The organism is Providencia rustigianii DSM 4541, from assembly GCF_000156395.1.
Taxonomy (GTDB): Bacteria; Pseudomonadota; Gammaproteobacteria; order Enterobacterales; family Enterobacteriaceae; genus Providencia; species Providencia rustigianii.
The window spans coordinates 463,860-479,768 of the sequence record NZ_GG703817.1 but is presented as its reverse complement, the minus strand read 5'-3'; the positions used below and the strand labels follow the sequence as shown (position 1 = coordinate 479,768).

The following is a 15,909-nucleotide window of genomic DNA, read 5'->3' as shown; positions in this document are numbered from 1 at the left end:
ATTAAATTAACACAAGAATAAACAAAAAAATATCATTTTATCCTATTAACCTATAAAAAGAGGACATAATGAGTAACATTTTCTCACCGTTACCCCCATTAATGACAGCCGTAGATATTATAGAGCCAGGCGATGCGGATAAACTGCAATTAATAAATATTCCACTGCCAAAACTCTCTGCTGGTTACATGATTGTAAAAGTTGAGGCAGCAGGAGTGAATCGGCCTGATATTTTTCAGCGAAAAGGCTCTTACCCACCACCTGAAGATGCTTCACCTATTATGGGCCTTGAAGTTTCAGGAACAGTAGTTGCAATGGCTGATGATGTCACACAGTGGCAGATTGGCGACCGTGTATGTGCATTAGTTGCTGGAGGGGGTTATGCAGAATATTGTTTAGTTCATCAAGATATTGCATTACCTCTCGGTAATTTAACCTTTGAAGAGGGCGCTGCAGTTCCTGAAAACTTTTTTACCGTTTGGGCCAATATGTTCCAAATTGGTCAATTAAAGCAAGGTGAAACTGTATTAATTCATGGCGGAACTTCAGGGATTGGTAGCGTTGCTATCATGTTAGCGAAAGCATTTGGAGCAACCGTGATTACGACGGTGGGGTCAGATGAAAAAGTGTCAGTCGCTAAATCTTTAGGTGCAGATTGTGTCATTAACTATCGCAATCAGGATTTTGTTTCCGTCGCACTTGAGTTCACTGCTTCTCATGGTGTGGATATCGTCGTTGACATCATCGGTGGAGACTATGTCTCTAAAAATTATATGGTGGCGGCTAAATTTGGTCGAATCATCCAAATTGGCATGATGAAAGGTAACCCAACAAACCTTAATATGATGCCGATGATGGTTAAGCGCTTACAACATACTGGGTCGACGATGCGTTCTCGTAGTATTGATGAAAAAATTCATATTGCGAAGGAGCTAAAACAGCAGGTATGGGGAATGTTACAAAAAGGTGAAATAAAACCAATCATTAACAAAGTGTATCGATTGGAACAAGTAACTGATGCTCATAATCATATGGAATCAGGTGATCTTTTTGGTAAAATTATCTTGATAAACAATTAAATAGATGATTGTTTTTTTTGAATTAGCTATTTATCAATATAATCCATTGAGAATGAAATTATTTTTCATTTATAACAAATAATTTACATTATCAAGTCTTTTTAGCGTAAATATCTCTTTACAGATAATTAATTTTTGAATTTTTGTACCTGTCCACAAATCCGAACGAAATTGAGATGTGTTTGTTAATATTTTAATGAAGATGGATTATATCTATAGACAAGTTGGCTCATTAACGGCTTGTCTACCTTTCAATATAGGTTAAGCGATATATCTCTTCGATATCATTAACAAGTTGTCATTTGACAAAGACATTCCCCCGTTATTGCACTTTCCAATGATAATAAGTTGGTCACTTAAATGCGGTTGGCATTAGCCAACTGTAGTTTGAAGGTGTAGCGATAATGAATAATTTTAACAATAAAAACATGAATGTAGATGCACTATTTCTCGGTCCTAAATCTGAAAATGCGGTTTTTTTCAGAGAAATGATGGAATATGCAATATCCGAACACATACACTGGCGGTCAGGTTATCATCCTGAAGATCCAGACTTAACAACTACAGTCGATAGATACGCACCAGAGTATAGAGATACCTTATACCGCACGGAAGGTATCCTGAATCAGCTCTCCTCTAAATTGAAATCAACATCAGTTCCGTGGTTTTCTCCCCGTTATATGGGGCACATGAATGCGGATACGCTCATGATTTCAAATCTCGCCTATGTTATGGCGATGATGTACAACCCAAATAACTGCGCCCAAGAATCCTCACCAACCACAACGGTATTAGAGATTGAGGCTGGGTTAGACCTGTGTGCCATGTTTGGGTATGACGTGCAAACATCGTGGGGACATATTACTTCCGGCGGAACAGTCGCTAACTATGAGGGACTATGGGTAGCACGTAACATTAAAACGCTACCGTTAGCAATGTCTAAACACCCTCAAGCGAAAGTTTTGCTTACTGAGACGTCTGAAACTGCCTTATTGAATATGCGTACTTGCGATGTTCTCGATTTAATCGATGAGCTAAAAAAGTTGGGATTATTCGAAGAAATTCGTGATTTGACATGCCGAGGCGCTGGCGTTGAGCAGGGCAAACTCGGAAAATTGTTAGTACCTCAATCCAAACATTACTCATGGATGAAGGCGATGGATATTTTGGGACTAGGTCAACAAAATATTGTTCAATTACCCGTCAATAAAAATTATCGTACCGATGTAATGAAAATGCGTGATATCGTTTTTTCATTGATTGAACAAGGTGAGCCGATTCTTGCAGTGGTTGCTGTTGTTGGCACAACGGAAACTGGCGCTATTGATAACGTTGCCGAAGTGATAAAGCTACGTCAAGAATGTGAACAACGCTTTGGTGTTTCTTTCTATGTTCACATCGATGCAGCCTATGCGGGTTATGCGTGTGCGATGTTCCGAGATGAGAACAATCAATTCCTTGAGTATGAAGCCCTAATTAAGCGCTATCATAATGACGGTATTTTTCCTGTGGACATGGTTTGGCCGAAACAGGATGTCTATGAAAGTTTTAAGGCACTTAATCAAGCCGACTCGATTACTGTAGATCCCCATAAAGTTGGATTTATTTCTTATGCTGCAGGCGCTATCTGCATGAAAGACAAACGCATTGTGGATTTAATATCCTACCACGCTGCGTATGTTTTTGAGGAAGTTAAAGAGAGCAGCCGTAAAACGGATAAACAGCAAAATGTGCTACTGGGATCGTCGATTATGGAAGGTTCTAAAGCAGGTGCAACCGCCGCCGCTGTTTGGGCTGCTCATCGGTTAGTTCCATTGAACTTATTGGGGTATGGAAAAGTGATTGCCGCGGGTATCACAACCGCCAACTGGATGATTGATAAAATCAATAGTAGCCCGTCTTTTGTGATTGATGGGCGTGAGTTTACGCTAGTTGCGATGCCAGCCCCTGACTTCCATATGATTAACTTTATGTTCAGGGAAACGGGAAACATCTCGCTGGAAAAGCAAAATCAGCTTAATAAGCGTTTATACGAATTATGTTCTTATGCGGCTGGGCGGACTTACGCTAATGATTTTTTAACCTCATCAACATCACTGACTTATGAAGAGTATGGTGATAACCCTCAAAATCTGTGTCTAGATGCGAACTTCAAGGAAGAAGAATGGCATAAAGTTCGTTCTATTTATGTCCTTCGAGCCGCAATTATGACCCATTGCTTGAGAGACAAGCAGCACTTTGAAAACTACTGGAATGAGCTGAAAAACATCTTTGAAGACAAACTACAACAACTCATTGATGAAGAAAACAAACACAGTCATTCCCTACAAAAAGTTAGTCTTTAATTGATTGGCTAGGATCTCAATATGAAAAATCGTACATTTGGTAGTGTTTTTATTGTTGCAGGTACTACGATTGGTGCAGGAATGTTAGCGATGCCGATTGCTGCTGCTGGCAATGGTTTTATGGTTAGTTTGGCGATGCTATTAGGGCTATGGGCTTTGATGTGCTACACCGCATTATTACTTGTTGAGGTTTATCAACATGAATCTCATGAAACGGGCATTGGGAGCGTTGCTCAACGTTATTTAGGGGCTGGAGGTAAATTCATTACAGGCTTCAGTATGATGTTTCTAATGTATGCACTAACGGCAGCGTATGTAACGGGTGCTGGTGAAATTATTACGTCAAACTTAAAGGGCAGTTTTTCTGTTGAAATGGCAGATTGGTTAGGAATTGTCATTTTTACTGTTATTGGCGGTGGTGTTGTGTGCTTTGGTACCTCGTCGGTGGACTTTATTAACCGTATTTTGTTTGCAGCAAAAATCATATTTTTAGTGATTATTTTGGCATTAATGTTACCCCATGTAGAACAGGTTAATTTATTATCATCACCAACAGAAAAAATACTTATTTTAGCGGCGATACCGGTATTTTTTACCTCATTTGGCTTCCATGGCAGTGTGCCAAGTATTGTAAAATATATGGGCGGAAACGTTAAAAAATTACGCCTTATTTTTATTGTAGGTAGTGCTATCCCATTAGTTGCCTATATTTTATGGCAGATAGCCACATTAGGCAGCATAGGAACGCATACATTTGTAGGAATTCTTGCGGAAAATGCGGGGCTAAATGGTTTACTTGATGCCATCAAAAAAGTGGCACAATCCAGTCAAACCGAGTTTGTCGCCCAAATGTTTATGAGTTTGGCTCTGGCGACATCATTTCTTGGTGTGGCATTAGGGCTATTTGATTTCTTAGCTGATTTATTTAAGCGTTCAGATAATGCATCAGGGCGAATCCAGACAGGGTTAATTACATTTTTACCTCCACTGATCTTTGCGTTATTTTATCCAAAAGGCTTTGTTATGGCCTTAGGGTATGCGGCGATCGCCTTATCTGTTTTGGCATTATTATTACCAAGCGCAATGGCATTAAAATCCCGTCATGCTAATCCGCGTAAGTATCAAGTTTTGGGAGGGACTCCCGCATTATTCATTGTTTTTTTATGTGGTATTGCGGTGATTACCATTCAACTTGGGATTGTATTTAATTTATTGCCGAATATAGGCTAATACAATCGAGTTATATTCTTGCCTTAGAAAGTCAGTTCTCTCCCAGAACTGACTTTTTTCTTATATTTATACGGCTAAAAACATTTTTTGCGCTGTCTTTTACTTATTTTCTCGCTACCATCTGAATGGTAATAATTATCATTAGCACGCATTGCAAAAAACCGATATATCTAAAGCTAGCATTTTTCTAAAAAGCCTCTATGATATTAGATATATCGGTTTTTACCGTGCTCAACGACTGAGAAATGTCATGGAAAACAAGCAATCTGTAGAAAACTGTTTATGTGATGGCAAAAGTGTTCGGCGAATGTTTAATCCAAAGCAATTGCGCATTTATATTTTGCATTTACTCGTAGATAGAGCGAATTATGGTTATGAGCTGATCAAAAAAATCAGTGAGTCAACGGCAGGGTTATATTGTCCTAGCCCTGGTGTGATTTACCCTACGTTGACGCTATTAGAAGAACTTGGTTTTATTTCAATCGGCGAGGAAACAGCTAAAGGGCGTAAGTGCTATGAGATCACGCCGGAAGGACGTTGTTTTTTGCTGCTAAAAGTTGAAATTCTTAATGAAGTGAAAGCTAAACTAAAATATGCACAAGAGTTAAGGGCTGGAAATCAGTTTGCAAATGAGATTGAGTCTGCGGTAGATAAGTTTAAATCACTACTCAGACATAAAATTGTGTTGCAACAGCTATCAAAAGGAGAGGCTGCCAAGGTAGTTGAAATTATTAACCAAGCAGTTAACCGAATTGAACAAGTAAATGCTAGTCTATTAGTAGGGGAAGGAAAATAACATGGCAAAAACAAGCCGAATTATTCAAGCAAAAGAGCAAACTTACATGAAAGAAACGATATCGATGAATCAAACTCAACAAACTGAAATAACGGAAGAAAAATTAGCATTAGCAACAAAAAAACAAGGGAAATTTAAAGAGGTTGTTTGCCCTAATGTTCCTATGTCTTACTTTAAGCGTGCTAAAAAACAGAAATCTTGAGCTAAATAGTGGCAAAACAGTTATTCATAAATTGACCACTAAAATGCTGGGTAATCACTAGACTCACAGAAAAACATTGCGTTACTTTATTAATAATTATTTTGCTGAACACGCCTCAGGAGAAAAATCCCCCTCTGACCTCATTGATGAGCAGAGGGGGGATTTATTAAAGTCCTAACTGTGATTGAATTTTAGCTATTTCATCAATCCATTCTTGCTGAAGTAACGGTTTTTGATGAGCCACTTTACGTTGTTTGTCGGCTTGTAGCTTATCTTCTAATATCAACAACTGTTCTAATAATACATCTTGGTGCGAGGGTAACTCTACGAAGTCTATTTTTTTAGAAAATAGGCTTGTACCAGTAAGATCAGTCAAGTCCTGCTGTGGTGAATAAGACTGACACTCAATCTGTTGATAAATATCTTCAAGATTAAGATATTCTTCAAGCTGGTTATTGTGAATATACCAATAACGCTGGCAGCTATTTTCGATGAGCCATTTATCGTGGCTGACAACCAATAATGCGCCGTTGAACTGCGAAATTTGCTCACTTAAGGCTTCTTTACCTTCAAGGTCAAGGTGGTTTGTCGGTTCATCAAGCAGAATAAGTTCATATTCAGCCAGACTTAATCCGATAAACAATAACCTTGCTCGTTCACCTCCGCTCAGTGTTGCCACTTTCTGTTGGTGCCGTGAGTATCCAAAACCAGCACTAATTAGTGCCATTTTTCTCTGCTCATCGGTTAATGGTGCAAAATCTCGTAGTGCATCGCTCAGGCTATCCCCACCATGCAACTGAGCAAGTTGCTGGTCATAGTAGCCCACAGAAATTGCAGGATGAAATTTGAGGTGCATTTCATTGCGCAAATTCTCTTGGTATTTTTGCCAGATTAAACGTAACAACGTGGATTTCCCACAGCCATTTGCGCCAATAATTGCGATGCGGTCACCGCTTTTTATTTGATGAAACTTACTAGCAAATAGCAAGTTACCGTCCGGTGTTGTGACTTTGGTACCATTCAATTCTAGAACACGATCGGCGGGAATAGACTTACCATTCAATTGTAACTGCCAGTGATAACCCTCAGAAAGATCTGTTTGATCATCTTTCAAACGGTCAATTTGCTTTTCCATTTGCTTTGCTTTTCTGGCAAGCCCTTCATTGTCATAAACTTTCCCCCAGATAGCTAATCGCTTAGCACTGGTAGCAATACGGTCAATTTCCTTCTGTTCAGCTTGATAGCGATGCTCATCTGCACGATCGGTTTCAGCTAAAGCTTGTCGAGCTAAGCTGCAGGGTAAACGGTAAAAATGCAGTGTTTTATCACGTAAAATCCATGTGCTATTGGTGACTTTATCGAGTAATGATTGGTCATGGGAAACCAATACAAAGCTTCCTTTCCAGTTTCCTAAAAAATTACCTAACCAAATTAAGGTAGGTAAATCCAAATGGTTACTCGGTTCATCTAGCAGTAACAGGTCAGGTTGGCTGATCAGTGCGCGTCCTAATAACAAACGGGTATGTTGTCCACCACTAATTTCATTAGCTGATTGCGCCCATTGATGGGGAGCAAAGCCTAATTCAGATAACAACACTTCAGCTCTCCAGCGTTCTGAAACTTGTTCTTGCTCTGGGAGTTTTTGGAGTAAAACATCGATGAGTGTTGACTGTGCAACATCAATTGGCAAATGCTGCTCAATATAGGCGGTTACACAATGATTAGCATAGGTGATATACCCACTGTTAGGTGTTAATTGTGACGTTAATAATTTTAGTAGGGTACTTTTTCCACTGCCATTATGGCCAATTAACCCAATACGATCCCCTTGCTGTAGGGTAAAGCTGATGTCTGAAAGTAGTGATGTGGTGGATGTATCGTAGTTTAATGATTTTACAGATAATAATGTGCTCATAGCTTACTCGAAATTTAGGCGTAACAACGCCATGGTATTGTCATCACGACAACCCAGTAAGCTGAGAAAAGACTCTTTAGCTGCTTTGCTCAGGCAGGGTTATCGCAGTATAAAACTGTGAAAGCCTGAGCACTGGCGATTACCAAAGAAGTGTGAGTATTCAATAAGATCACACAACAGCATAAGATTAACCTCCTTTTTATTTTGATTATTTTGGTTGAACAATGGCCGCATGATAGCAAACAGGATGGTTTTAGAACAACAGTAATTATCTGGTTAGCTTATTCATGATTAAGATCCATTTGGTTTTGAGAATACTGAAAAAGTAACTAAACGATAACTAATAACGGCATTTTTTAATGAAAATTAAAATGATTTAATGCTTTATTAATTATTTATTAAAAATAAAATTAACGGAAAAATAATGTTTTTTTTACTAAAGTAATAGAGGTAAATAACGTTATTGATTTTATTGTTACTTTTTTATATTCAACTCTACATTTTTCATTCTAAATTAAGCGTGAGTCGCCTTTTTGTGATACAGGGTGCTTTAACTTAAGCTAAACTTTGATAAACTTATATTAAATAATAAGATAGGTAGAGTTTGCGTGCTGTTTTTACAGTCTTTCGTTTGGGAAATAATAAATATTTACGTGATATTTATTTCAAGTGAAAACTATTTTGTAATGTGACTAATTTTTAGGGTAATAATCAAAATAACAACAGTAACTTACTCATTTATTCTATAAATAGAAAAGGGATGGTATGAAAACAAATAATCGCAAAATAGTGTTTTATATTATTTTGGTTCTCGTGATAGTCGCTGGAGGCTTTTATTATTGGAGTATGAATTCTAGTGATTTGTCTGGTGGTTTTGCTCAAAGTAACGGAAGAATCGAAGCGACAGAAATTGATATCGCAACAAAAACTGCTGGTCGAATAGATACCATCTTAGTTAAAGAAGGTGATTTTGTTCAGCAAGGGCAAGAGCTGGCTCGGATGGATACCCGAGCATTACAGGAACAACTTCATGAAGTTCAAGCACAATTGCGTCAAGCAATTAGCGCTGTAGTTACGGCTGAATCTGGATTAGTGCAACGTAAAAGTGAAAAATTGGCAGCACAAGCGGTTGTTCGTCAGCGTGAAGCTGAATTAGATGCCGCACAAAAAAGGCTAAACCGTTCTCGTGTATTAGTGAAAACAAATGCAGTATCTCAACAGCAAGTTGATGATGATACGGCACAAATGCAGGGGGCAAAAGCTGCGTTAGAAGCCTCGAAAGCACAGGTCGCTGCATCAATAGCCGCCATTGATTCTGCTCAAGCGGGAATTGTGCAGGCAAAAAATCGCGTAGAAGCTGCCACCGCGACCGAAAGGCGGATTACTGCAGATTTAGAAGATAGCATTTTAAAAGCGCCTCGTAATGGCCGTATTCAGTACCGAGTTGCTGAACCGGGTGAAGTTCTCGGCTCCGGTGGTCGAGTACTTAATATGGTGGATTTAAGCGATGTTTATATGACGTTCTTCTTACCAACAGAGCAAGCGGGCAAAGTGGCTTTAGGTAGTGAAGTTCATATTATTCTTGATGCGGCTCCACATATTGTGATCCCAGCTAAGACAACTTTTGTCGCCAGTGTTGCACAATTCACGCCTAAAACAGTTGAAACCCAGAACGAGCGATTAAAGCTCATGTTCCGTGTACGAGCGCGCATTTCACCTGAACTTCTAGAAAAACACTTAGAATATGTCAAAACCGGTTTACCGGGTAAAGCGTATATTCGTTTAGACCCGCAAGAATCTTGGCCGACAGAACTTGAGGTGAGACTACCACAATGACCGATAAATTGATGGATGATGTGATTGTTGATTTACAGCATGTCAGCCAACATTACGGTGATAACTGTGCGTTGGATGACATCACTCTTGCCATTCCGGCCAGAAAAATGGTGGGGCTAATTGGTCCAGATGGCGTAGGGAAATCAAGCTTAATGTCACTGATCGCTGGAGCTAGAGTGATTCAGCGAGGGCAAGTTATTGTACTCAATGGTGATATGCACGATGCTGAGCACCGCAGAAATGTATGCCCAAAAATTGCGTATATGCCTCAAGGTTTAGGGAAAAACCTTTACCATACGCTATCCGTATATGAAAACGTTGATTTCTTTGGGCGACTATTCGGTCAATCGAATGAAGAGCGGGAATATCGGATTCAAGATTTGCTTGAAAGCACAGGACTCGCTCCTTTTAAAGACCGACCTGCGGGTAAATTATCCGGAGGAATGAAACAAAAACTCGGTTTATGTTGTGCGCTGATTCATGATCCGGATTTACTGATACTTGATGAACCTACAACGGGTGTGGATCCATTATCGCGTGCTCAGTTTTGGGATCTCATAGACCGCATTCGAGAACGGCAAACAAATATGAGTGTTTTAGTTGCAACGGCCTACATGGAAGAAGCGGAACGCTTTGACTGGCTTGTAGCAATGGATGATGGCAAAGTCATGGCAACAGGACATGCCTCTGAATTAAAAGCACAAACTGGTTGTGATGATCTTGAAGCGGCATTCATTGCCTTGCTGCCTGAGGAAAAACGCAGTGGTCACCAGAAAGTCATCATTCCCCCTCGGGATACTAGCAAAGATGATGTGATTGCCATTGAAGCTCAAGATTTAACCATGCGGTTTGGCAATTTCGTGGCGGTCGACCACGTTAACTTCGAAATCCCCAAAGGAGAAATTTTTGGTTTCTTAGGCTCTAACGGTTGCGGTAAATCCACGACGATGAAAATGTTGACGGGCTTATTGCAAGCAAGTGAAGGGCAAGCATGGCTCTTTGGCCAAGAGATTGATCCAAAGGATATTGAAACCCGTAAGCGGGTTGGATATATGTCCCAAGCTTTTTCGCTGTATAGCGAATTGACTGTTGAACAAAACCTTGTATTACATGCCAAACTTTTTCATATCCCAGAAGAGAAAATAGCGCCTCGCATCGATGAAATGTGCCAACGTTTCGATCTTGAAGAAGTGCGAAATACGCTGCCAGATGATTTACCTTTAGGTATCCGTCAGCGGCTTTCTCTAGCTGTTGCTGTTATCCACCAGCCTGAAATGTTGATACTAGATGAACCAACTTCTGGGGTAGACCCTGTTGCACGGGACATGTTCTGGAACTTGATGGTCGATTTATCAAGACGTGACGGTGTCACTATTTTTATTTCAACGCACTTTATGAATGAAGCAGAGCGCTGCGATCGAATTTCACTAATGCATGCAGGAAAGGTACTAGATTGTGATACACCAGAAAATTTGATCAAAAAACGTGGTTTAGAGACGCTAGAAGCCACATTCATTGCCTACTTACAAGATGCGGTTGGGGATAGTGGCGCTGGAAAAGAGAGTGCACCTGAATTCCATGTTGATGCTGGATTAAAACAGCAAACTGCAGAATCTTTAAAAAAACGCTTTAGCTTTCGTCGACTATTTAGTTATAGCATTCGGGAAGGCATGGAATTACGTCGTGACCCTGTGCGTTCTACTTTAGCGTTACTCGGCACAGTGATCCTGATGTTTATCATGGGATATGGGATTAGCATGGATGTTGAAAACTTACGTTTTGCCGTGTTAGATCGTGACCAAACTGGGCTGAGCCAAGGCTATACTTTGAATTTAGCGGGATCTCGGTATTTTATCGAACAACCTCCGCTACAAAATTATGAAGAGCTTGAGTTAGGCATGCGAAGTGGGCAAATTACGGTGGCTATTGAAATTCCACCTAATTTTGCTCGAGATATAGCGAAAGGAAACAAAGTTAAGCTCGGGGTATGGATTGACGGTGCAATGCCCAATCGTGCTGAAACGGTACGTGGTTATGTTCAAGCTATGCATTTAGCGTGGTTAAGCTCCATGGCGGCTCGTCAACCTGCCGGTGTTGCGAGTGTGCCTGCCGTAGATATAGAAACCCGTTACCGTTACAATCCGGACGTACGTAGCCTTCCTGCCATTGTTCCTGCGGTTATTCCTCTATTATTGATGATGATCCCAGCCATGCTTAGCGCATTAAGTGTGGTACGAGAAAAAGAGTTAGGGTCAATAATTAATCTATATGTTACCCCGATCACCAAATTGGAGTTTTTACTAGGTAAACAGATTCCTTACATTATTTTGGGAATGTTTAACTTTGTTTTACTCTGCATTTTATCTGTGTACGTATTTGGGGTGGAGTTTAAAGGTAGTTTCTTATCCTTGAGTTTGGCGGCATTTCTCTATATCACGATTGCTACGGGAATGGGGCTATTGATTTCCTGCTTTATGAAAAGCCAAATTGCGGCTATTTTCGGAACTTCAATTATCACATTGATCCCTGCGACGCAGTTTTCAGGAATGATTGACCCTGTATCTTCTTTAGAGGGGATTGGCCGTTGGGTGGGAATGGTATATCCAACGTCCCATTTTCTGACGATCACTCGAGGGATATTCTCGAAGGGATTAAGTATCTTTGATTTGCAAACCTCATTTATTCCCTTAGTCATCACCATTCCAATCGTGATTGGATTAAGTGTCTATTTCCTGAAAAAACAGGAGTCTTAGGGATGATCCAAAAAATACAAAATATCTTTAATCTGGGAGTAAAAGAGTTACGTAGCTTAGGGCGTGATAAAGCGATGCTGGCATTGATTGTGTTTGCTTTCACCGTCTCTATTTATTCCTCGGCGACAGTGACACCTGGCTCATTACATAATGCTCCGATTGCGATTGCTGATCAGGATAAATCTCAGCTCTCTAACCGGATTATTAATAGTTTTTATGAACCGTATTTCTTGGCGCCTGCGGATATCACTCCGAATCAAATTGATGGGCTACTTGATCGCGGGGCTTATACTTTTGCCATTGATATTCCACCTAATTTTCAACGTGATGTCCTAGCAGGGCGTCATCCTGCTATTCAACTGAATATCGATGCAACACGAATGAGTCAGGCTTTTTTGGGAAACAGTTATATCCAAAATATTACCCTCGGTGAAGTTAACGAATTTCTTGCGAAGTATCGTAGTCAAACAAGCTTACCTGTGGATCTTGAAGTCCGTATGCGCTTCAACCCCAATCTAACTCAATCATGGTTCGGTTCAGTGATGGCGATCATCAACAATATCACCATGTTATCCATTGTATTAACCGGAGCAGCGTTGATTCGTGAGCGGGAACATGGAACTGTCGAACACTTGATGGTAATGCCGCTAACACCCTTTGAAATCATGATGTCAAAAATCTGGTCAATGGGATTGGTGGTTCTGATTGCTTCGGGAGTTTCATTGTTATTGGTAGTTAAAACTTTGCTACAAGTTCCGATTGAAGGCTCTATTTTATTGTTTATGTGTGGGGTCGCATTGAGTCTATTTGCAACAACATCGATTGGTATTTTTATGGGAACGATAGCACGGTCGATGCCTCAGTTTGGGTTATTAATGATATTAGTTTTATTACCGCTAAATATGCTTTCTGGGGGAATGACGGCGAGGGAAAGTATGCCGCAACTGGTTCAAGATGTGATGCTGACGATGCCTACCACACATTTTGTTAACTTAGCTCAAGCCATTTTATATCGTGGGGCGGGTTTCCAGATTGTTTGGCCACAATTCATTATTTTGATTGTGATAGGTAGTGTTTTCTTCAGTTTTGCCTTAATGCGCTTTCGAAAAACCATTGCCACTATGGCTTAACTAGATTATTTCTGTCGATATATCATAAAACGCTTGCTGATTAGTTTAGTAAGCGTTTTAATGCCCGGCCTATTAATTTTAAATTAATGATTAGATTATACCTATCAAATCGATAGTGACGACTGATTGGATTAAGTTACTAGAAAACAGTAACTTAATAGGCAACCAAACAGGAGAATATCAAATGTCATTAATTAATACTCAAATCAAACCTTTCACTAATCAAGCTTTTAAAGACGGTAAATTTATCGAAGTGACTGAGAAAGATGTTGCTGGTAAATGGAGCGTTTTCTTTTTCTACCCAGCTGACTTCACTTTTGTTTGCCCAACTGAATTAGGTGACATTGCTGACCATTATGCTGAATTCCAAAAAATGGGCGTAGAAATTTTTTCTGTTTCTACTGACACCCATTTTACTCATAAAGCATGGCACGAAAGCTCTGAAACTATCGGTAAAATCAAATACGCAATGATCGGTGACCCAACAGGCGCACTGACTCGTAACTTCGAAAATATGCGTGAGAATGAAGGTCTGGCTGACCGTGGTACTTTCGTTGTTGACCCACAAGGTATCATTCAAGCTATTGAAATCACCGCTGAAGGTATTGGTCGTGATGCTTCTGACTTACTGCGTAAAGTTAAAGCTGCTCAATATGTTGCAAGCCACCCAGGTGAAGTTTGCCCAGCTAAATGGAAAGAAGGCGAAGCAACACTGTCTCCATCTTTAGATTTAGTCGGCAAAATCTAATCAATAAATATTGATTAAGTAAATTGCAAAGTAAGCCAAGTTGCAGGCACCAAACATAATAATGTATAAGCCTGCAACCTGGCTATACAACGGGTAAATGTACCCGAATTTATAGACAAGGGGATTACATGCTCGATAATAATTTACAGGCGCAATTAAAAGCCTATCTAGAAAAATTAACCAAACCCGTAGAATTAGTTGCAAATTTAGATGACAGCGAAAAATCTAACGAAATAAAACAATTACTTGAACAAATTGCTTCGTTGTCTGAGATGGTGTCTATGCGTGTAGAGCAAAATAGCGCTTTGAGAACACCATCATTCTTAATCACCAACCCAGGGACCAATATTGGCGTGCGCTTTGCAGGCTCTCCATTGGGCCATGAATTTACCTCTTTGGTTCTGGCTCTACTGCAAGTCGGTGGACATCCATCCAAAGAAGCCCAAGAATTATTGGATCAGGTGAAAAGCTTAGACGGCGATTTTCACTTTGAGACTTATTATTCATTATCTTGCCATAACTGTCCGGATGTCGTTCAGGCGCTAAACTTGATGGCAGTTCTGAATCCAAACATCTCACACACGGCAATTGATGGTGCATTATTTCAAAATGAAATCGACGAACGCAACATCATGGGTGTTCCAGCCGTTTTCTTAAATGGTAAAGAGTTTGGCCAAGGCCGCATGACACTGAGTGAAATTGTTAGCAAAGTTGATACTAATGCTGATGCCCGCGCCGCGAAATCGCTCAGTGAACGTGAACCATTTGAAGTGCTAATTATTGGTAGTGGTCCTGCTGGCGCTTCGGCAGCGGTATATACTGCACGTAAAGGCATCCGTACGGGTATGGTCGGTGAGCGTTTTGGTGGCCAAGTTATGGATACTGTAGATATCGAAAACTATATTTCGGTATTGAAAACAGAAGGGGCCATTTTAGCAGGTGCCCTGAAGAATCATGTAGATAGTTATAATGTGGATGTCATTGATGGCCAGTCTGTGACTAAATTAATCCCCGCAGAACATGTGGGTGGCTATCATCAAATTGAAACTGCCTCCGGTGGCGTGATGAAGGCACGCAGTATTATTATTGCAACAGGAGCACGCTGGAGAAATATGGGTGTACCGGGTGAGCAAGAATACCGCACCAAAGGTATTACTTTCTGCCCACACTGCGATGGCCCATTATTTAAAGGCAAACGCGTGGCTGTGATCGGCGGTGGTAACTCTGGTATTGAGGCGGCAATCGACTTAGCGGGTATCGTTGAGCATGTTACGGTTCTTGAGTTTGCTTCAGAATTAAAAGCTGACTCAGTGTTACAAGAAAAAGCACGCAGCTTAGGTAATATCGATATTATTTTAAATGCTCAAACCCTTGAAGTGAAAGGGGATGGCAGCAAAATGACTAGCTTAGAGTATAAAGACCGTACCGATGACAGTGTACATTCTTTAGAGGTTGCTGGGGCATTCGTTCAAATTGGCTTGTTACCAAATACAAATTGGTTAGGCGATACAGTTGCTCGTAACCGTATGGGCGAAATAGAAATTGATGCACGTAACGAAACCAATGTAAAAGGTGTATTCGCTGCGGGCGACTGTACTACAGTGCCATATAAACAAATTATCATTTCAGCCGGAGAAGGTGCAAAAGCCGCACTTAGCGCATTTGACTACCTAATCCGCACTAGTACCAGAACCGCTGAATAGGAGTTTTTTACTCTAAATTCAGTGAGTTGTAGTCAAAAGGCACTCGGGGGCGAGTGCCTTTTTTTTGTGCATAATCTGTACAAAAAGGGCTCAAAAGTGCCTAAAAGTGTTCAAGTGTGGACAACTTGTGGACGATCTAAACGCTGATTTGGTGGTACTTACAGCGAAGAAA

Annotated in this window: 11 protein-coding genes; 10 read left to right on the top strand and 1 reads right to left on the bottom strand. The window is 40.4% G+C overall.

Annotated elements, in window-relative coordinates; genetic code table 11:
* The first annotated feature begins 68 nt into the window (after window positions 1–68).
* From PROVRUST_RS02320 to PROVRUST_RS02300, 5 genes are all read left to right on the top strand, one after another.
* Entirely contained in the window at window positions 69–1,079 is a 1,011-nt protein-coding gene (locus PROVRUST_RS02320) for an NAD(P)H-quinone oxidoreductase (RefSeq protein ID WP_154611074.1), read from the top strand.
* A 404-nt stretch (window positions 1,080–1,483) separates the two neighbouring features.
* Window positions 1,484–3,424, top strand: coding sequence for a pyridoxal phosphate-dependent decarboxylase family protein (locus PROVRUST_RS02315; RefSeq protein ID WP_006813071.1), 1,941 nt, complete (start codon window positions 1,484–1,486; stop codon window positions 3,422–3,424).
* Between the two features lie 81 nt (window positions 3,425–3,505).
* Entirely contained in the window at window positions 3,506–4,654 is a 1,149-nt protein-coding gene (tyrP, locus tag PROVRUST_RS02310) for a tyrosine transporter TyrP (protein WP_248696618.1), read from the top strand.
* A 250-nt stretch (window positions 4,655–4,904) separates the two neighbouring features.
* Window positions 4,905–5,450: a PadR family transcriptional regulator gene (locus tag PROVRUST_RS02305; RefSeq protein ID WP_039854075.1), complete on the top strand. Its 546-nt coding sequence runs from the start codon at window positions 4,905–4,907 to the stop codon at window positions 5,448–5,450.
* A 1-nt stretch (window position 5,451) separates the two neighbouring features.
* On the top strand, window positions 5,452–5,652 hold the full coding sequence (locus tag PROVRUST_RS02300; protein ID WP_006813068.1) for a hypothetical protein: 201 nt from the start codon (window positions 5,452–5,454) through the stop codon (window positions 5,650–5,652).
* A gap of 166 nt (window positions 5,653–5,818) precedes the next feature.
* On the opposite strand, the gene PROVRUST_RS02295 is transcribed toward PROVRUST_RS02300, so the two are convergent.
* Window positions 5,819–7,567, bottom strand: coding sequence for an ABC-F family ATP-binding cassette domain-containing protein (locus PROVRUST_RS02295; protein ID WP_006813067.1), 1,749 nt, complete (start codon window positions 7,565–7,567; stop codon window positions 5,819–5,821).
* A 765-nt stretch (window positions 7,568–8,332) separates the two neighbouring features.
* On the opposite strand from PROVRUST_RS02295, the gene PROVRUST_RS02290 reads away from it, so the two are divergent.
* The 5 genes from PROVRUST_RS02290 (at window position 8,333) to ahpF (ending at window position 15,737) form a co-directional block, all read left to right on the top strand.
* Window positions 8,333–9,403 (top strand): HlyD family secretion protein, encoded by a 1,071-nt coding sequence (locus PROVRUST_RS02290; protein WP_006813066.1) that lies wholly within the window; start codon window positions 8,333–8,335, stop codon window positions 9,401–9,403.
* Window positions 9,400–12,156 carry a ribosome-associated ATPase/putative transporter RbbA gene (gene rbbA / locus PROVRUST_RS02285; protein WP_006813065.1) on the top strand — a complete coding sequence of 919 codons (2,757 nt, stop codon included), beginning with the start codon at window positions 9,400–9,402 and terminating at the stop codon, window positions 12,154–12,156. The genes PROVRUST_RS02290 and rbbA overlap by 4 nt, the downstream gene beginning before the upstream one ends.
* A gap of 2 nt (window positions 12,157–12,158) precedes the next feature.
* The gene (locus PROVRUST_RS02280; RefSeq protein ID WP_006813064.1) at window positions 12,159–13,286 is read left to right on the top strand and encodes an ABC transporter permease; all 1,128 of its coding nucleotides are present in this window, start codon (window positions 12,159–12,161) and stop codon (window positions 13,284–13,286) included.
* Window positions 13,287–13,470: 184 nt separating this feature from the next.
* Window positions 13,471–14,034 carry an alkyl hydroperoxide reductase subunit C gene (gene ahpC, locus PROVRUST_RS02275; protein WP_039854074.1) on the top strand — a complete coding sequence of 188 codons (564 nt, stop codon included), beginning with the start codon at window positions 13,471–13,473 and terminating at the stop codon, window positions 14,032–14,034.
* A gap of 128 nt (window positions 14,035–14,162) precedes the next feature.
* Entirely contained in the window at window positions 14,163–15,737 is a 1,575-nt protein-coding gene (gene ahpF / locus PROVRUST_RS02270) for an alkyl hydroperoxide reductase subunit F (protein ID WP_006813062.1), read from the top strand.
* The last annotated feature ends 172 nt before the right edge of the window (window positions 15,738–15,909 follow it).